Origin of the sequence: Alteromonas sp. CH_MED4-4, from assembly GCF_037029575.1 — a bacterium.
GTDB classification, from domain to species: domain Bacteria; phylum Pseudomonadota; class Gammaproteobacteria; order Enterobacterales; family Alteromonadaceae; genus Alteromonas; species Alteromonas macleodii.
The window spans coordinates 110,259-127,082 of record NZ_JAYMEU010000010.1; the positions used below are offsets into that span (position 1 = coordinate 110,259).

Consider the following 16,824-nt stretch of genomic DNA (forward strand, 5'->3'; position numbering starts at 1 on the left):
TATGCGTGGAATCATTCACAGCGTTAGCCAATGGGCAGAGCACAAGTCTTCATGGCTTGTGCTTTTCGCCACGTCATTGGCATTAGAAATTGCTGCGCTTTACTTTCAGTATGGCATGGGTTTAAAGCCGTGCATTATGTGCATTTATCAACGAACCGCCATGTACGGTATTGTGTTGTCAGCACTTATTGTCGTTATTAAAAACAATGGCTTTACACGCATGCTTGGTTTCGCTGGTTGGGCTGTATCTGCAGGATGGGGCTTCTTAATTGCCAAAGAACACGTTGGCATTCTCAATGCTGCGAACCCATTTTTTGCCAGCTGCGAAATTGTGCCAAACTTCCCTTCGTGGTTACAACTTCACGAGTGGCTACCCGCTGTATTTGCTGCTGAAGGTGACTGTTTAGAAGATTCATGGCAGTTTTTGTCTATGGGAATGGCTGAGTGGATGCAGATTATTTTTGCTGCCTACTTTGCTGTATTCGCTATTGTGTTTGCATGTCGATTATTGGATAAGAAACCCTTTTGATCGACTTATCCATTCTACCGTCACGCCTACCTCCAATACATACGGAGCAAGGCCCCATTTCCATTCAGCGCATTGCGGAGAAACACTGCTATGCGCTTTGTGAGGCTGGGCAACAGTCTATCCATCACGTAAAACCTTGGTTTGGTTCAGCGGTTTGCCCTGTTACGCCTGCACTCTCCAAGCAGTGCATCGCCAACATGGAAAAGGCCCGAGATACAGGCTATGGACTTACCTACTTGCTAATGCACGACGAAAAGTGCTTAGGTATGGGCATTATCAATCATATTCACCACACGCACCTTACCGCTAATCTTGGCTACTGGCTCAGACCAGACGCATGCGGGAAAGGTTTAGCTACCGCGATTTGTGAAGCCTTGAAGAAGCTTGCGTTCTCTCAAATGAATTTGCATCGATTAGAATGCTTTATAGAGCCTAACAACAAGGCAAGCATACGTGTAGCAGAGCGAATTGGTGGTACAAAAGAAGGGCTTTGTCGCAAACGTGTATTCGGGCGCGATGCGCTGCTTTATGCTATTGTTAATGGCGATTAACGCGCGTTCTGCGCGTTAATCTAAGTCTTCTAAAGGCCAAATGGCTATATAGTCTTCAAAATTATTTAAATCCACATCGGTTTCAAAAACAGTCTTATTGCGTACCGACATGCCCTTTGCGTGCATCACGTGCTTCTTCCCTTTGTTTAACAATGGATGCCACGATGGTATGCCCCTTCCCTCATAAAGGCGACGATAGGTACAGCTGTTAGGCATAAAAAAGATATCCTTCAGATTTTCTTTTGTCAGCTTCACGCAATCAGGCACCAGCTCTGTGCGCCTTTCATATTGGGTACATTCACATTTTTTTGTGTTCAAATACGTACACACAATATTGGTATAGTGAATCTTCTCATTATCGTTAATATGGTCGGTCACTTCGTATTCTTCTACCGCGTCATCATCGATAAATTTTTGCAGACAACATTTACCACATCCATCACAAAGTGATTCCCATTCCTTTTGGGTCATCTCCTCTAAAGATTTGGTTTCCCAAAACGCTGCCGTCATTCTGCTATTACCTCAGTTTCCACGGTTAAATGATTGTCTAGCGTTGCAACAATCGTATCTTGCGAACAAAGCTTACCTACCCCTTTGGGCGTGCCTGTAAGAATCACGTCACCACTGTCTAACGTAAATATAGATGACATATGGGCGATAAGTGGGATGATTTTGTGCAGCATCAGTTCGGTATGTCCCTGCTGTCTAATCACCCCATTTATGGTTAAGGTAAAACGCAGGTCTTCCAAGTTTTCTATTTCACTTAACGGCACAAAACCTGACAGCGGTGCACTGTTGTCAAAAGACTTCGCTCTTTCCCAAGGCTGGCCTTGCTTCTTAAGCTCGGCTTGAACCTCGCGAAGGGTTAAATCGAGACCAAGTCCAATACCCCATACCGCGGCTTTTACGTCATCTACACTCGCATTCTTCAATGATGATTTTAGCAGCACAGCGACTTCAAGCTCGTTGTGACACTCGCCTTTGTCGGTAGGAATGGCAATAGGCTTCTGCATATAACATAAGGCAGCCTTTGGCTTCATAAAAAGCAAGGGTGCTTCAGATACGGTAGAATTCATTTCTTGAATGTGGTCGAGGTAATTTCTACCTATACACACTATTTTACTAACGGGTAGTGATATTTCATTGCCTTGAGAATCGATGTGACGATAAGCCATTAGTAACCTCGTTTTATCCGCTCTGATAAATACCCAACCGAAACGCCAAAATAAGACGAGCGATTCCACTTCATCAGTGTGTGAAAATTGTTATACACCAAGTAAATTCGGCCTTGCTCACCATCTGGCATAATAAGCGATGCACTGATTTCTGCATTGGGGAGTTCATTTCCGTTGTAGCGTTTGACGCCATTCTGCTGCCAAAAGGCCAACGGCTTCATGTTAGATTTCGCTAACCCTGAAAAAGGTACTGGTTTGGTTAGTATTACTTGGCGTCCCCACGTCCCTTCACTATCCCAACCTTCAGATGATAGATAGTTGGCGATTGACGCAAATACGTCTGCCTTGGTCTCCCAAATATCCTTTCTGCCGTCGCCGTCGTAGTCCACTGCGTAATTTAGAAAGGATATGGGCATAAACTGTGTTTGTCCCATCGCACCGGCCCAAGAGCCTTTAAGCGCCTCTACAGAGATATGCCCTTCATCTAGAATCTGAAGTGCCGCAAAAAAGTTGTCTTTAAACAGCTTTTCTCGTCGCCCTTCATACGCCAAAGATGCCAGTGCAGACAGCACACTAAAGTTACCCTGAATTTTACCAAAGTTAGACTCGTTACCCCACAGCGCAACAATAAAGCGTGCCTGAACCCCGTATTTTTGAGCAATTTCGTCAAGCAGTACTTTGTGTTCATTGTACTGCTCAACCGCCTGCTTCACTTTCCAGTCGGGTACTCGCGTTGCTAGATAGTCATCTAACGTTATTTTTTTCTCTGGCTGGCTTTTGTCAGACTTGACGACCGTAGGCCTGAAAGTAATGTCAGCAAACGCCAAGTCTAACTTAGTCTTATCTATGCCCTTTTCGGCCGCTTCTTTTTTCAGTTGAGCAACATAGCTTTTGAAGCCCGTCTCGCTAAGCTCACTGTCATTACTTGGTTGATTTTCGGCATGAACTATCAGTGAAAAGCTTAAGGTTATACTCGATAAAACTAGGGCAATATTGCGCGGTTGAGGAAATAAGCTACGGTTTTTACGCTTAGCTATAAAGATAATTCGGTTAACTAAGCGGTTTAGAGTCTTTAATAACATGGAAATTTAAAACTTCTTATCGGGCGTTTTTGACAGCCCAAGAGATTCACGGTGTTGCTCTAGCAAGTTATCTTCTTTTGGCGGCATTTGAAGGTAAAAGCCTTTTTCATTAAGCTCGTCGATAAGTTTTTTCTTATCAACCATGCCAAGTTTCTCGCGCTTTTCTAGGGCGATGATAGTCACTAGCTCTGGACGACCAAACTTTGCCATAAGCGGCTCTGGCACGTCTTCAAAATGGTCTTTCTTTGGCACGTACAAATACATGCCGTCTTTCTTTCGCGTTTTATAAACTGCGCATAACATAGAATTTTTGCTCTTTCTTAATTCGTTTGTTTAGTTCTTTTGGGGTCACTATGCAGATTTAATTGGCCAGACAGCATACACCTCTCGCCAATACTGCTCACCCATATTGCTTTTAAAGCACTATTGGGCCGGAGCGTCGCCAAGTAAACGGGTTACGTGAGAGCGAAACAATGGCTCTCTCCACGTCGACAGTACATCGGGCATTAGTCCCTGCACGCGGGTTTCATCAACCGAAAACCAGTACCATTTTAACAGTTGATTCAGCTGTTTTTTAGAGGCAATAACGTCACTATTTACTGCATTGTCTTTCGCTATCTGGTCGCTGATAACTTTAAGCTCGGCCAGCGTTTTTTTGTACTTGGCGATATCAATTAACCGCAGCACAACCGGAAGCCTGAGCTTTTCTGGTGTTTGCGCGTACTTTGCTCTCGCCTCTTCAATTAGCGTGATGATGGTGTCGCCGTAGCGGCGTACCGATTGATGATTCACGCCGTTAATTCGAGAAAGGCCAGATTTACTATCGATAAGACGCTGCGCCGCTTCAAACAAATGCCCTTCTTTGAACACAAAGTTTAGAGCCAGATCTTTTTTTCGTGCGGTATTCAAACGCCATGCCGCTAGTGCCTGTAATACAGTGAGCTGCTCGCTGTTCAATCGCCAGTTATTCTTAATGCTTAAGTACGCAAAATCTTCAGGCATTTGAGCGCGCTTTTTATCAACTAACAAAGCGATCTCTTGATAAATCCAGTGCACTTTCCCCGCCTCTTGTACTTTACTGGCTAACTGTTGGTAGCAAGGCAGTAAATACAGCACATCATTCGCTGCGTAGCTCAGCTGCGCTTCACGTAGAGGTCTGGCTAACCAATCGGTTCGCGACTCCCCTTTGTCCAAACTGATATCACACAGCAACTCTACAAGCTTTGCATAGCCAAGTGACGGCCCCATGTCCAAAATACTTCCCGCAAGCTGCGTGTCGAACACAGGCGTTGGTACGGTATCAAAAGCGGTAAGGAACGCCTCAATGTCTTCAGAACACGAGTGCAGTACTTTTACGACTTCGGTATTCTCCATGAGATCGATAAATGGCTGCATATTGTCTATGGCGAGCGGATCAATGAGTACCAGCTGATGGCCATCATAGAGCTGGATAAGGCCTAAATGAGGAGTGAGGGTTTTCGTTCTTACGAATTCGGTGTCTAAGGCTACCGCCTCTTGACGCTGTGCGGCAGTGCACACTTTTTCGAGTTGTTCAGATGTTGTAATTAATTGATATTGCATATTTTTGCACAGTAATAAAAAAGCCGGCTTACGCCGGCTTTCACAAAACTATTTCAACGAAATTAGTCTCGAAGCTCCCGACGCAGTATTTTACCTACATTGGTTTTTGGTAAGTCGTCTTTGAAAACAACTTGCTTAGGCACTTTGTAACCCGTTAAGTGATTACGGCAATGCGCGATAACGTCTTTTTCAGTAAGTGAGTCGCTATTTCGAACTACGAATAATTTCACAACTTCACCACTGACTTCATGAGGAACCCCAACCGCAGCTGCTTCAACAATGTTTTCATGCATTGCAGCCACTTCTTCAATCTCGTTAGGAAACACGTTAAAGCCTGAAACTAGGATCATATCCTTTTTACGGTCAACAATATAGAAGTAACCTTCATCATCTACCGTTGCGATGTCACCTGTGGCTAACCAACCGTCTTTTAGAATTTCTTCTGTTGCTTCTGGTCGGTTCAAATATCCTTTCATTACCTGAGGGCCTTTCACCCACATTTCACCAGGCTCACCTTTTTCAACAGGATTACCGTCGTCATCAAGAAGCTTAATGTCTGTAGAAGGAACAGGCATACCGATTGCGCCTTTATAAGCTTCAATCTGTGGCGGGTTAACCGCTACCACAGGCGAACACTCTGTTAGCCCATAGCCTTCAAGAAGCACAGTACCGGTGACCTTTTCCCACTTTTCTGCAACAGGGCGCTGAACAGCCATACCGCCGCCTAAACCAAACTTAAATTTGCTGAAATCAAGTTCACTGAATCCAGGCGTATTTAACAGGCCATTAAACAAGGTATTTACGCCAGGTAAAATGGTAAACGGATATTTGCTAAGTTCGTTTACAAAAGCCGGCATGTCACGTGGGTTGGTGATAAGCAAGTTACGGCAGCCGTATTTAACGAACATCAAGCAGTTCGCCAGTAGCGCAAAGATATGGTAAAGCGGAAGCGCGGTAACAACAAAGTCTTCGCCTTCTTCAATCACTGTTTCTAAGATACCTGACACTTGCTCTAAATTCGCTACCATATTGCGATGAGTAAGCATGGCACCTTTAGAAACACCCGTTGTGCCACCTGTGTATTGAAGAAACGCTAAATCACCGCTATCAATATCTGGGCGTTTATATTCAAGGGATTGCCCTTTTTTAACCGCAGACATAAACGATGTCGTTTCAGGTAGATTAAACGAAGGCACCATCTTTTTAACGTACTTCACTACTGCGTTCACGATCCAGCGCTTAGGTGCCGGAAGCATATCGCCTAAAGCCGTCAAAAAGACTTCTTGCAGGTTAGTATCTGCAATGACTTCTTCTAAAGTACACGCGAAGTTTTCAACAATAACGATGGCTTTCGCATTAGCATCATTTAGTTGGTGCTTTAACTCACGAGCTGTGTAGAGAGGATTTACGTTAACCACAACCATCCCTGCGCGCAAAATACCAAACATGGCAACAGGGTATTGAAGAAGGTTGGGCATCATAATTGCCACAGCATCACCGCGTTTTAGTCCGCTTGCTTGCAAATAAGCGGCAAACTGAGCTGATAAAGTATCTAACTCTTCAAACGTGATTGAATGCCCCATATTAATGAAGGCTTCTTTGTTTTTAAACTTCTTTACCGACTGCTCGAAAATGTCTACTACAGATGCGTAACGATCGGCATCAATTTCTGCGGAAACGCGAGGGTCGTAATGCTTAAGCCAGGTTTTTTCCACCAAAACCTCCTCTACTTTATTCTTATACTATTTTATAAGCGCATGGGGAGCTGCACTTATATAACTGGTCTGATAACTTGCGAATAGTATAGGATGTGTAAAAAAAAATAAACGGCACAATTTACAATTGCTCAACAAAATGACGAATTAATACCCCTACATCGTCAGTATTTTCCATGTGAATATGGTGACCGCCTACTAATTGTTCGTATTGCGCATTTAAAAACCACCCCTTGCGATTGGGGAAAACAGTCTCAAGGTTTTTAAAACTGTTAGATGCACCAATAAAAAGAATTGGGCATACAATAGCACGCATTAGCGATTCTGCCTGCTTTTCTGTGAGTCTTAGTGTAGATTTTGTACGAAGCTTCGGGTCGCTCGACCAGAAGCAATGTCCCCCTGCATCTTGGGTCAAATTTCTCGACAAAATAGAACGCGCGTGTTCGGCAGGAATATCTGATACCTTGCACCTGGCTTTAACTGCGTCGTCTAAATCAACGATTCGCAGTTTATTTCGCGACTTCGCGTGACGACTCATTATTGCGTCACGCATTTGTGCTGCGGTTGTTTCTTCAGTTTCGGTAAGCGGCCCACAAGCATCAATACTTATTACAGCAGTGACTTTTTCCGGAAAAAGTGCGGCGAAAAGGCTCGCTAGTATTCCGCCGAGAGAGTGTCCTAATAAAATGACTTCTTCCCACTCTTGAGATTCTATTAGCGCATAAAGGTCTTGCAGGTAATCAGCTTGATTGTAATGTGCGCCTAGTGCACGGTGACCAGAACGACCATGACCAGCTAGGTCTAGCGCAATAAAGCGGTGAGTTTGTAGGTAGGGTGCTAACAGCCGTAAGCTCTCTGCGTTATCCAAGTAGCCGTGTAAACCAAGTACGACTTTGCCGGCACCTTGATTATCTAACGCAGCTAAATGTAATGCCCCAATGTTAAATTCTGTTTCAATCATCTTTCATCCTTTGCGGCAATAAATCGCCGCGCGCTTTCCATGACCGTCCTAAAAATAAAAAAAAGGCGGCAATATTATGCCGCCTCCATGATAAGTTTTTTACTTCGCTTTATCCTGCCTTGCGGGCTGTATCGTTGCCTTTGTCTTGCTTCGTGTAGACTTAGATTTAGAAGGAAGCGTGGCCTTGCTCGGCGCATTTTCGTAACGAATTACGCGCGTTCGATTAAAATGCGGATACATCCAAGGGCCATTGAAGCGATAAAAAGGTGAATACCAACCTGTGTGGTAATTGAAGAAGTAAGTATTTACATCATAAACCTCTTGCTTCCTCCACATGTGGTAGTCATCGGCAATGATCGTCGGATAAATGTAGGGCTGCTCACCCACCATGCCCGCAGTTGGAGCGGTAACTGTACCTAGAAACGTTGCCGCACGCCCTTCTTCAAAAACAATTGGGTCGACGAAGCCATCAATTTGTACTTTGAATCGACCCGACGTCTCTCCATTTGTTGAAGGCTTGCCATAATGATTTAGCGGAAAATGAGCGAGTTCAATGAACGTTTTGTTGGGCTTATTTTCAACACCAACAATCATTCCTCCCCATCTGGCCTTTTGGCCTTGCGCGTTCGCCCCCGACGTGACCGCTTTCGAATAGCTAACTAGCTGCGTTCCTTCAGGCACTTCTATGCTATCTGGGACTATTGTGCAGCCCGCAAATAAAAAGACTGTAAGTAAAACTAAATACCGAGACATCGACGAGCTCCTATAAATCCTAGAAAATGCTGCGTTTGAATAAAAGTCAGTCTACAAGCACTGGGTTGTTTAAAAAATACAGTAAAATTTCGATTACAACCCGCCTCTACTTTCATGTATCTCTTTATGAGAAAAAGAAAAACCGAATACCAACAACCAAACATTAGCATTTATACGAATGGACAACCACTGCCGTTCAAACACTATGTCGCTTAAATGAGATAGATCATCCCAACCAACAATTTGTAGAGTATATACGGTAGGCTTTTGTTCAAAATACAAAGCGGGTTTTAACAATCTGTTAAATTTATCTACGGTGTGAATTATGGTGCTTGGAATTGAACTACGCGTAGATGTCCACGCCGAACATAGATTGAATAGACTCGCGTTGCTGCTGCTTTTCAAAGCTTGTGTATGACGCTATGGCATTTTGAGAATACGTGTTGCCATCTTCACGAATAAATTGTTGGTACGCTTTGGCGTTATCCGTTCCCTGTTCGTCGGGCGCAACAACAATCGCCCTAGCAGACGATTCGCTTTGCCCTTTACTTTGCTGTTCAGGGTCTTTGTTAATTTTAGCGACACGGCCTTGCGAAGGTTCGGAAGACGGTACAGCGAAATTATTATTGATAATCATACAAAGTTAACTGAGGCAAGAATCGTACCATTGGGAAGCGAGCTTTAACCTTAAGACTCGCTCCTCTTTTCCCGTTGCTCGATTTATTTATTGTTAGTAATGGGCGCCCAATATTTGGCGGCGTGTCGTTACTCTCTGCCAGGTAATTTTTTCCACGTAACTTTATCGCGCAGATATACAGGTTCTACATTCACAGCGTCAGATACTTCGCCTTTACTATGTGCATCTATTGCAAGTTTAAGCATGTATTGCGCGTTTGGAAGTGTGATGTCAGACGCTACCTCACCACATACTTCAGACTTCCAGTTATCAAGCTCCTCGTAGGCAGACCAGCCGGTGCCAGCTGCAATTACAGTCGCGCCGTTTTCTTCTCTAAGTACTTTTAGCTGTTCAATAGCCAATTCGGGCGGACAAACTTGCTCTTCAGTGCAAAGTACAAGCCCATTTTGCGACTGAGAGTAAACCGCGAAGTACACTTCACCCATACGCGCATCAGACGCGACGGCAATCAATGCATCTTTATGCTGAGTTTTAGACGCTACTTCAAACGCCATAGCTTCAAGCGTACTCACACCCGCTACTCTTAAGCCTGTCCCTAACGCTAAACCTTGAATCATTCCCGTCGCTATGCGAACACCGGTAAAGCTGCCTGGGCCTCGACCAAAAGCCAGTAAATCTAGGTCGCCCAGCGAAACCTTTGCTTCTTTTAACACCTCATCGACCATGGGAAGAAGTCGCTGACTATGCTGCTGAGGGCATATCTCGAAACGCGTTATGACGGTGTCTTTGAATTGAAGCGCAACCGAACAAGCTTCGGTTGCGGTATCTATAGCTAAAATGTTCATGTTTATCTCTTATTTCATATAAGCTGAAAACGGGGCTAATGGCGTAATACACGCTTACCGCTTTTTCAGTGCTTTAACTTAGGCTTCATCAATGCCGGCTAAAAATTTTTCCACTTCGTCCAAGCTTCTTGTTCTTTTCATATCTGGCAAGCTTCCGACGAAGGTTTTGGCGTAAGGCTTCGTCACTAATCGATTGTCACATATAACCAGCACGCCTTTATCTGAAGGATCTCGGATGAGTCTTCCCGCGCCCTGCTTTAACGTAATAACAGCTTGGGGAATTTGAATAACACCAAACGGGTTTGCTCCACGTTTTTTTACATCTTCCATACGGGCTTGAAGCAGCGGGTCATCAGGTGACGCAAAGGGCAGCTTATCAATCATCACGCAAACCAAGTCGTTGCCGCGCACGTCTACTCCTTCCCAAAACGCGCCTGTGCCCATTAATACCGCTTTTTCATCTGCAAGGTACGCATCCAGCAATGCTTGCTTGGTGGTAGTCCCTTGCACCAGTAGCGGATTATCTATCTCATCTTCTAGCTTCTGCGCAATTTCTCGAAGCATAGCGTGACTAGTAAACAACAAGAAACATCTCCCGCGACTTGCTTTGATTAGCCGTTTGGCTGTTTCTAGCAAAGTTTCGCGCATAGCGTAGCTGTTTGGTTCTGGTAAATAGCGGGGCACGCACAGCATGGCCTGTTCAGGGTAGTTAAACGGGCTATCTAATCCTAACGTTTCTGCGTCTTCTAAGCCCATGCGGCGCTGAAAGTGATCAAAACCGCCGTTTACCATTAAGGTTGCAGAGGTAAAAATCCACCCGCGCGGCGGCGATGATACGAAACGTCTGAATTTAGCGGCAATTGATAAGGGCGTTAAATGCATAATGAGGTGGCGCTGAGTAGTTTCATACCACAAACTTACATTTTCTTGCTTATTGTCGCTTAACGCATCTAACTGCTCTCTTGCAGCCACAACACGTTCGTACATGTTGTCTAAATCTTTATCACGGCCAATATGTAGCTTACACACTTCATGCAGTACACCCAGCGCTTCGGACAGCTTGCCCATCTGCATGCGTACGTCGTCACGGTCTAACGCCTCAGCCCAATTGCCGCGTTCAGCCGTATCTGGGAATAATAACCGTAAGTCAGAGGCAATCATCCTGCATTTGTCAGCCGCTTTATCTAGCTGCCCAGCATCTTTTAGCACTGTTCTAAACAACAGCGTGATATCTTTCGCAATATCGTGAATTTGTCTTGTCGAAAGTGACTCGCCAAAGTAATCGCTGGCAATATCGGGAATTTGATGAGCCTCATCAAAAATAATCGCATCAGCTTCTGGGATAAGTTCGCCAAACCCTGTGTCTTTCAGTGCCATATCAGCAAAGAAAAGGTGGTGGTTTACCACAATAATATCAGCATCCAGCGCCTTTCTGCGCGCTTTTACCAAGTAGCAATCTTCATAATCTGGGCAATCGCGGCCCAAGCAGTTATCCACTGTAGAGGTAACCAGCGGTAAAACACGGGCATCTTCGGGAAGAGTTTTAAGCTCCCCCATATCACCTGTTTTCGTAGTACTAGACCAACGTTTCACTTCTGAAAGCTGACCCAATACCTCTTTTTCAACCAGCGTAGAGTTGCCGCTGTGCTGCGCTACACGGTGTAGACAAAGATAGTTTGAACGGCCTTTTAACAGTGCAGTTTTTCGCTTGCTGCCTAAGGCCTTTTTTACCAGCGGTAAGTCGCGGTGAAATAGCTGCTCTTGTAAGTTTTTAGTCCCTGTAGAAACAATGGCTTTTCCGTCGCTCAACAATGCCGGAGCGAGATAAGCGAAAGTCTTTCCCGTTCCCGTACCGGCCTCTACTATTAAACTACCTGTGGTATCAATAGCGCGCTTAACCGCCTTTGCCATTTCAGTTTGAGCTTCGCGAGGTACAAACCCCTTGATAGCACCTGCAAGGAGGCCATCTGAAGAGAATACGTTATTTATTGTGGGCATGGTTTAAGCGCTGTCATTACTTTTCTACTTTAGGCCGCGCATTATGCCAAAAAGCCTATGGAATGCCCATTAAAGGTTTGCATTTTAGCGTCAGCATTTGCTACCTGACGCCTTTTAGAGTCAAAACAATTGTTAAATTTTTGATGAAAAGAATTTGTCTTCTAGAACAAAAAAATTAGCTTTTTAATCTTAACACTTAGGCGCAATATCCAGCTCGTAAATGTTTATACTCAACTATTAAACGAGGTAATTATGAAAGGTTTACGCTTTATAGGTTTAGGCTTAGTAGGTTTAAGCGCAATGGCGTTCTCTGTAATTGCAGCTGCGTCAGAAGAAGCACCTGCAGAGCTGGTAGCGGAATTAACCCAGTTCTGTAAAGAAATCGCTGAAGAAGAAGGTACAAAAGGCAAGTCGGAAGACGTATTTGTATTAGAGTGCGTAAATGATGAGCTAGAAGCTGAAGGTTACCAGAAACTGAAATCTTTAAACTGATCTATTAAGGTGAGTTACTGATTCACTTTAACTGAATGAATGATAAAGCCTCGCCAGTATTGGCGGGGCTTTTTTGTGCTCTGCTTTTGAAGTGCCTTTTCGAGTTCCCTAGCATTGTATATAGCAATGCATGCAACGGTGGCTTTAGTTGAAAGCATCAGCGTTCAAAAAATGCATCAACCAAATCGGCGAGCGACTCCTCTAGCTCTTCTTCGAAAGCATCGATATCAATACCAAAGCTATCCATATATTTAGCCGCATTGTCACGGGAAAGTACGACATTTTTTATCTGGAATTCAAGCTCGGGCAGTGTCTTGTCGTAGCGGGGCTTAATGGTCCATCGCAAACAATGACCATGGTTGTCTTTTAGCCTTTTTTTGGCAAATACACAAAACTCCTCAACGTAGTCAGCACCTTGCGGCCCAAGACATCCCGGTTCTATGCGGTACATTACCAACAGCTTTTTATATAGCGGAAGTCGCGTTTCCATCACATCTTCAATTAGCTTAAAGAGTTGATTATCGGAAAGTTTGGAGGATTTTGCCAGCCAAGTAAGGGGAGAATGCGAGAAATTTCACACTCCCCCGTATCATTACTCTGCAAGTTCAGGATCTTTTATGAACAAGATATCCATGATGATTGCAGGATCCCACTCGCGCATTTCTGCTTCGCATTTCAGTCGAATTTCGTCTAACTCACTGATCGTTGCAATCGAGAATGCGTCATCCACGATAATGTGGACTAACAGATAGACATCCCTACCCCGCTTACTAATTCGCACTTCCACATGTTCGTATGGGACGTCAGCCAACGTTTTTTTGAATTTTTTCTCGATTACCGCCGAGATAGCTTCAGGCGGCGCTTTGTTAATTACTTCATTAAGGCTTTCACGCAAAATCTTAAAAGGCACCGGCAACATTGCCGAGCCAAGAATAATCAATAAAACAGGATCAACGTACGGCGACAGCGTTCTATATTCCGTCAACTCTAACGCGTAGGCCAAAATAAAAGCGAACAAGATGGATGCACTTAGCACGCCGTCTATCATCCAAGTGTGAGAATCCACTTTTACTAAGTCGGACAGTAAATGCTTACCTTTTACTCGCATGTACAGAGAGATGCTAAAACAGCCAACCGTTGCCACAACACCGTAGACCATACCAATACCATACTCAGCTGCGTGCCCACCTGCTAATAAACTCTGAACAGAGCTCGCGACGGCATACACACACGTGGCAATGATAATAAGCGACTTAAACATGTTTAGCGTAGGTTCAATTGCCGTGTAACCAAAGTGAAACCGGTCATCGTCAGGGCGTTGAACCAAATTGGCCACTTTAAGCGTTAGCATTGACATAACAAAAGCGATTAACGAGTACGCGGCATCAAATAAAATAGCGCCTGAGCTCGTTAAAATGGCAAAACCAAGCGCAATAATGACAAATGCGCCGGCAATATAAAAAGAAAGCGTTAATAGACGCTTTTCTTCAAGGTGATGGAAGCCAATGTCCATGAAAATCACTTCGAAATTAAGGTGCGCGGATTCTACTCCGATATTTTAAAAAAAATAGTGCTTTAAATAAAATATTGCTATTTTTTTAAGCAATTCAGTGATACATAGCGCCTATATTATTTCGACTCAACGCACTGCGTTTTTAGCACCCGTTTTAAACTATGAAAATCGTTACCCATCCTTCTATAAAAAGTTACTTTGATGCTGATGAAAGCCGGCAGGAAGTCGAGCAGGCATTCTCTCGAGGGCTTGCTTATGCAGGCCATACCCTAATGGCGCCAGAGAAGTTTAGCTATCAAGTACTGCCTCACTTTAACGACCGTTATGCGTTGTTTAATCAAGGAGAGAATTATGAACTTATATCCAATGTTTGCTTACATCGACAAGCTCAACTTCTTGAAGGGCAAGGCCGGGCACGCAGCATAGTTTGTAAACTCCACTGCTGGGGCTATGACAATACAGGCCAGCTTAAAGGTGCGCCCCACTTTAAGGATGCCCCTAGCGGTCAGTTGAAAAAGGAATCACTGTCAGTGTGGAACGGTCTTCTATTTCGAGGGCGATCTCCTAATATGGACTTATCTGCCCTTGGGCTTGAGGACTATCTCGACTTTACCGATTACTTTTACGCCGGTTCTGAAACCACGGAATATCAATTTAACTGGAAGACATTCATCGAAATCTATCTAGAGAACTATCACGTATACTCCATGCACCCTGGGCTTCGCCAGTTTGTTAAACCCGATGATTTAGAATGGTCGTTTGGCGATGATTTTTCAGTTCAAAAAGTTGGGCTAGGCGACCAGCTTACCAAGCGCACAACACCGCGTTACAGAGAGTTCCAAGACGCATTATTGGCACGGTTTGGGCAAACACTTCCTCGCTTTGGCGCAATATGGTGCTTTTTGTACCCTAATATTATGATTGAGTGGTACCCAGATATTATTGTCGTCAGCACGATTTACCCCAAGGGTGCCGGCGCATGTGTAAACCACGTTGAATTTTATTATCCCGAAGCACTTTATAAAGATATGCCAGACTACTTTGCAGCGGAAAAAGCGGCCTATATGGAAACAGCGGTAGAAGATGAAGAAGCCTGCCTATTGTTAGAGAAAGGTCGACGTGCACTTTATTTATCAGGCGAAGAAGAACACGGTCCTATAGAACCGTTTTTAGAAGCGGGCGTGGCGCACTTTTACGATTGGCTTGCTAAACAGTAGCAGTCTTAGTGCTCTAAATAGTGGTATTTCACAAAAAAGGAGTTTTGATGAACAATTACAAAGGGTCTTGTTTGTGCGGGTCGGTAACTTTTAAAATTGAGGGTGATTTTGACAGTTTTTATCTGTGCCACTGTAAACACTGTCAAAAGGATACAGGTTCGGCCTTCGCAGCCAACCTGTTTTCAAGTTCGGCTATGTTAACTTGGGCATCGGGTGTTGACGCTGTAGTCAACTTCACGCTAGAGAACACGCGTCATAGCAAAAGTTTCTGTAAAATTTGCGGTTCAGCCCTTCCTTGTACTCAACTCGGTGACATTCTAGCCGTACCCGCTGGATGTCTGGATACAAAACTACTGATTAAACCTACTGCACATATCTTCGGCGTAAGCAAAGCTGCGTGGGAAGAAAACTTAGAAACCATCACAAAATTTGAACGTTTACCGTAACAAACATTGAATACTCATTCGAAACCTAATGGCTTTATACTAAACAAAATTCGCTGCTTGAATAACGGCAGGTCGATTGTTGCTCGCATTCACAACATTCTCCGCTTAACGTGTTCCGTTTTTGTCAAAAATAGCGAGTAACTTTTTCAGAAAATTCTATAGATCTCACAATTCCGCCTGTCGTCCCCCAACCTTTCAAAAAACATAAACCAATGATCTAAAAACACTTTATTGAAATGGCATATGCTGTGAATAACTCCATGTGAATACTCTCCTCCGTTTTTAAGCAGTATGGAGGCCGAAAAACCAAGGAGTTAGATATGAAAAAATTAACAATTGCTACACTAATCAGCGCCGCACTTTCGACTGCCGCGTTTGCCGGCAATGGTATCGAAAAAATAGACACCACATTTGCCGATTTGGATAACGATGACAACGGCTATATTTCACGAGAAGAAGCTGACGACGATGAGATTTATGCGCACTTTTCCAAAATTGATACCAATTCAGACATGCAGCTTTCAATTAAAGAGTTCAATGCTCATGTAACGAAGCACCCTCAACATTTCGATGACGACGTGCTTGCAACGGCAAAATCGATGAAAGAGAGTATGGGTACAGAAGGTACAATGGAAACGGAAGTTAAAGTTGATACTGATGTCGATGAAGTGGTTGCCGCGACGAAAGACAAAAGGCTGACTCACGAGCTAAGAGCTAAGACTGAGTTGAAGGCTAACGGAAACTTAGAAAAGACAAACGTTGACAAAGTCGCTGAAGATACTGTTGTTCACGATAATACGGTTATCGCAGATGAAGCGGTCATTGCGCGCAGTAAATTTGAGATGATGGACGCTAACAGCGACGGTAAGCTTACTAAAGCTGAAGCCTCGCGAAGTGGTGTAACACGTGATTTTGATAATATTGACGCAAATGACGATGAATTAATTACGCGTACGGAATTTAAGCGTTATCAGAGTAAGTCTGAAAATAACTCAAGTGATAGTTCTGAAGAGTAATGACTAAGTTGTACTAGCTCAGATTAGATCTGAGCTAGATTCTTTAGCATCTAACTTTCGGGTGTTGACTTAATCACTTCCTCGATTTCACTGTTACCACTCAAGCGTGCGAGATCGATAAGATAACCTTTTTCTAGCTTATCCAAAGTGTGTCCTTCAAGTCGCGCTTTTACCTCTTCAACATCACCATTGGCAATAGAAGTTTTAAGCGCTGCATGATTATTTAACGAGCGGTCTTCTGTTTTTTCAGCTGAATCATTCACAGTCATCGTTCATCCTTAATTTTCACTTAGTAAAAAAACATTAGTGCTTT

General features: G+C 44.0%; 20 protein-coding genes. 6 read left to right on the forward strand and 14 right to left on the reverse strand.

Annotated elements, in window-relative coordinates:
• The first annotated feature begins 1 nt into the window (after position 1).
• Positions 2-529 (forward strand): disulfide bond formation protein DsbB, encoded by a 528-nt coding sequence (dsbB, locus tag WA381_RS09195; protein WP_014949998.1) that lies wholly within the window; start codon positions 2-4, stop codon positions 527-529.
• Positions 526-1,080 carry a GNAT family N-acetyltransferase gene (locus WA381_RS09200; RefSeq protein WP_014949999.1) on the forward strand — a complete coding sequence of 185 codons (555 nt, stop codon included), beginning with the start codon at positions 526-528 and terminating at the stop codon, positions 1,078-1,080. Before dsbB ends, WA381_RS09200 begins: the two co-directional genes overlap by 4 nt.
• Positions 1,081-1,095: 15 nt before the next feature.
• On the opposite strand, the gene WA381_RS09205 is transcribed toward WA381_RS09200, so the two are convergent.
• From WA381_RS09205 to WA381_RS09255, 11 genes are all read right to left on the reverse strand, one after another.
• A complete protein-coding gene (locus WA381_RS09205) occupies positions 1,096-1,590 on the reverse strand; it encodes a YcgN family cysteine cluster protein (protein ID WP_014950000.1) in 495 nt (164 codons plus the stop codon).
• On the reverse strand, positions 1,587-2,255 hold the full coding sequence (locus WA381_RS09210; RefSeq protein WP_156086608.1) for a fumarylacetoacetate hydrolase family protein: 669 nt from the start codon (positions 2,253-2,255) through the stop codon (positions 1,587-1,589). Before WA381_RS09210 ends, WA381_RS09205 begins: the two co-directional genes overlap by 4 nt.
• A complete protein-coding gene (locus WA381_RS09215; protein WP_156086609.1) occupies positions 2,255-3,337 on the reverse strand; it encodes a lytic murein transglycosylase in 1,083 nt (360 codons plus the stop codon). The genes WA381_RS09210 and WA381_RS09215 overlap by 1 nt, the downstream gene beginning before the upstream one ends.
• Positions 3,338-3,343: 6 nt before the next feature.
• The gene (locus WA381_RS09220; protein WP_156086610.1) at positions 3,344-3,640 is read right to left on the reverse strand and encodes a YcgL domain-containing protein; all 297 of its coding nucleotides are present in this window, start codon (positions 3,638-3,640) and stop codon (positions 3,344-3,346) included.
• A 120-nt stretch (positions 3,641-3,760) separates the two neighbouring features.
• Positions 3,761-4,918 carry a ribonuclease D gene (rnd, locus tag WA381_RS09225; RefSeq protein ID WP_014950004.1) on the reverse strand — a complete coding sequence of 386 codons (1,158 nt, stop codon included), beginning with the start codon at positions 4,916-4,918 and terminating at the stop codon, positions 3,761-3,763.
• 62 nt (positions 4,919-4,980) lie between these two features.
• On the reverse strand, positions 4,981-6,633 hold the full coding sequence (fadD, locus tag WA381_RS09230) for a long-chain-fatty-acid--CoA ligase FadD (protein ID WP_014950005.1): 1,653 nt from the start codon (positions 6,631-6,633) through the stop codon (positions 4,981-4,983).
• Positions 6,634-6,754: 121 nt separating this feature from the next.
• Positions 6,755-7,594 (reverse strand): alpha/beta fold hydrolase, encoded by an 840-nt coding sequence (locus tag WA381_RS09235; RefSeq protein ID WP_014976929.1) that lies wholly within the window; start codon positions 7,592-7,594, stop codon positions 6,755-6,757.
• A gap of 99 nt (positions 7,595-7,693) precedes the next feature.
• Positions 7,694-8,347, reverse strand: coding sequence for a Slp family lipoprotein (locus WA381_RS09240; RefSeq protein ID WP_014950007.1), 654 nt, complete (start codon positions 8,345-8,347; stop codon positions 7,694-7,696).
• 343 nt (positions 8,348-8,690) lie between these two features.
• Positions 8,691-8,984, reverse strand: coding sequence for a hypothetical protein (locus tag WA381_RS09245; protein ID WP_014950008.1), 294 nt, complete (start codon positions 8,982-8,984; stop codon positions 8,691-8,693).
• 128 nt (positions 8,985-9,112) lie between these two features.
• A complete protein-coding gene (tsaB, locus tag WA381_RS09250; protein WP_156086611.1) occupies positions 9,113-9,829 on the reverse strand; it encodes a tRNA (adenosine(37)-N6)-threonylcarbamoyltransferase complex dimerization subunit type 1 TsaB in 717 nt (238 codons plus the stop codon).
• A gap of 78 nt (positions 9,830-9,907) precedes the next feature.
• A complete protein-coding gene (locus WA381_RS09255) occupies positions 9,908-11,827 on the reverse strand; it encodes an ATP-dependent DNA helicase (protein ID WP_156086612.1) in 1,920 nt (639 codons plus the stop codon).
• A gap of 252 nt (positions 11,828-12,079) precedes the next feature.
• On the opposite strand from WA381_RS09255, the gene WA381_RS09260 reads away from it, so the two are divergent.
• On the forward strand, positions 12,080-12,319 hold the full coding sequence (locus WA381_RS09260) for a hypothetical protein (protein WP_039236345.1): 240 nt from the start codon (positions 12,080-12,082) through the stop codon (positions 12,317-12,319).
• A gap of 157 nt (positions 12,320-12,476) precedes the next feature.
• On the opposite strand, the gene WA381_RS09265 is transcribed toward WA381_RS09260, so the two are convergent.
• The gene (locus WA381_RS09265) at positions 12,477-12,809 is read right to left on the reverse strand and encodes a hypothetical protein (protein ID WP_131136647.1); all 333 of its coding nucleotides are present in this window, start codon (positions 12,807-12,809) and stop codon (positions 12,477-12,479) included.
• A 102-nt stretch (positions 12,810-12,911) separates the two neighbouring features.
• The gene (locus WA381_RS09270) at positions 12,912-13,832 is read right to left on the reverse strand and encodes a cation diffusion facilitator family transporter (protein WP_014950013.1); all 921 of its coding nucleotides are present in this window, start codon (positions 13,830-13,832) and stop codon (positions 12,912-12,914) included.
• 161 nt (positions 13,833-13,993) lie between these two features.
• Between WA381_RS09270 and WA381_RS09275 the strand changes: the two genes are divergently transcribed.
• From WA381_RS09275 to WA381_RS09285, 3 genes are all read left to right on the forward strand, one after another.
• Complete coding sequence (locus tag WA381_RS09275) at positions 13,994-15,049, forward strand: aromatic ring-hydroxylating oxygenase subunit alpha (protein WP_156086613.1); 1,056 nt, start codon at positions 13,994-13,996, stop codon at positions 15,047-15,049.
• A 47-nt stretch (positions 15,050-15,096) separates the two neighbouring features.
• Complete coding sequence (locus WA381_RS09280) at positions 15,097-15,495, forward strand: GFA family protein (protein WP_014950015.1); 399 nt, start codon at positions 15,097-15,099, stop codon at positions 15,493-15,495.
• Positions 15,496-15,815: 320 nt separating this feature from the next.
• Complete coding sequence (locus WA381_RS09285; protein WP_014950016.1) at positions 15,816-16,511, forward strand: calcium-binding protein; 696 nt, start codon at positions 15,816-15,818, stop codon at positions 16,509-16,511.
• A gap of 50 nt (positions 16,512-16,561) precedes the next feature.
• Here the strand turns inward: WA381_RS09285 and WA381_RS09290 are convergent, their stop codons facing one another.
• Positions 16,562-16,780, reverse strand: coding sequence for a hypothetical protein (locus tag WA381_RS09290; protein WP_110288592.1), 219 nt, complete (start codon positions 16,778-16,780; stop codon positions 16,562-16,564).
• Positions 16,781-16,824 lie beyond the last annotated feature (44 nt).

Coding starts and splice junctions, on each gene's coding strand:
- dsbB (WP_014949998.1), top strand. CDS start 2: ATGCGTGGAATCATTCACAGCGTTAGCCAATGGGCAGAGCACAAGTCT.
- WA381_RS09205 (WP_014950000.1), bottom strand. CDS start 1,590: ATGACGGCAGCGTTTTGGGAAACCAAATCTTTAGAGGAGATGACCCAA.
- WA381_RS09210 (WP_156086608.1), bottom strand. CDS start 2,255: ATGGCTTATCGTCACATCGATTCTCAAGGCAATGAAATATCACTACCC.
- WA381_RS09215 (WP_156086609.1), bottom strand. CDS start 3,337: ATGTTATTAAAGACTCTAAACCGCTTAGTTAACCGAATTATCTTTATA.
- WA381_RS09220 (WP_156086610.1), bottom strand. CDS start 3,640: ATGTTATGCGCAGTTTATAAAACGCGAAAGAAAGACGGCATGTATTTG.
- rnd (WP_014950004.1), bottom strand. CDS start 4,918: ATGCAATATCAATTAATTACAACATCTGAACAACTCGAAAAAGTGTGC.
- WA381_RS09235 (WP_014976929.1), bottom strand. CDS start 7,594: ATGATTGAAACAGAATTTAACATTGGGGCATTACATTTAGCTGCGTTA.
- WA381_RS09240 (WP_014950007.1), bottom strand. CDS start 8,347: ATGTCTCGGTATTTAGTTTTACTTACAGTCTTTTTATTTGCGGGCTGC.
- WA381_RS09245 (WP_014950008.1), bottom strand. CDS start 8,984: ATGATTATCAATAATAATTTCGCTGTACCGTCTTCCGAACCTTCGCAA.
- tsaB (WP_156086611.1), bottom strand. CDS start 9,829: ATGAACATTTTAGCTATAGATACCGCAACCGAAGCTTGTTCGGTTGCG.
- WA381_RS09255 (WP_156086612.1), bottom strand. CDS start 11,827: ATGCCCACAATAAATAACGTATTCTCTTCAGATGGCCTCCTTGCAGGT.
- WA381_RS09260 (WP_039236345.1), top strand. CDS start 12,080: ATGAAAGGTTTACGCTTTATAGGTTTAGGCTTAGTAGGTTTAAGCGCA.
- WA381_RS09265 (WP_131136647.1), bottom strand. CDS start 12,809: ATGGAAACGCGACTTCCGCTATATAAAAAGCTGTTGGTAATGTACCGC.
- WA381_RS09270 (WP_014950013.1), bottom strand. CDS start 13,832: ATGGACATTGGCTTCCATCACCTTGAAGAAAAGCGTCTATTAACGCTT.
- WA381_RS09275 (WP_156086613.1), top strand. CDS start 13,994: ATGAAAATCGTTACCCATCCTTCTATAAAAAGTTACTTTGATGCTGAT.
- WA381_RS09280 (WP_014950015.1), top strand. CDS start 15,097: ATGAACAATTACAAAGGGTCTTGTTTGTGCGGGTCGGTAACTTTTAAA.
- WA381_RS09285 (WP_014950016.1), top strand. CDS start 15,816: ATGAAAAAATTAACAATTGCTACACTAATCAGCGCCGCACTTTCGACT.
- WA381_RS09290 (WP_110288592.1), bottom strand. CDS start 16,780: ATGACTGTGAATGATTCAGCTGAAAAAACAGAAGACCGCTCGTTAAAT.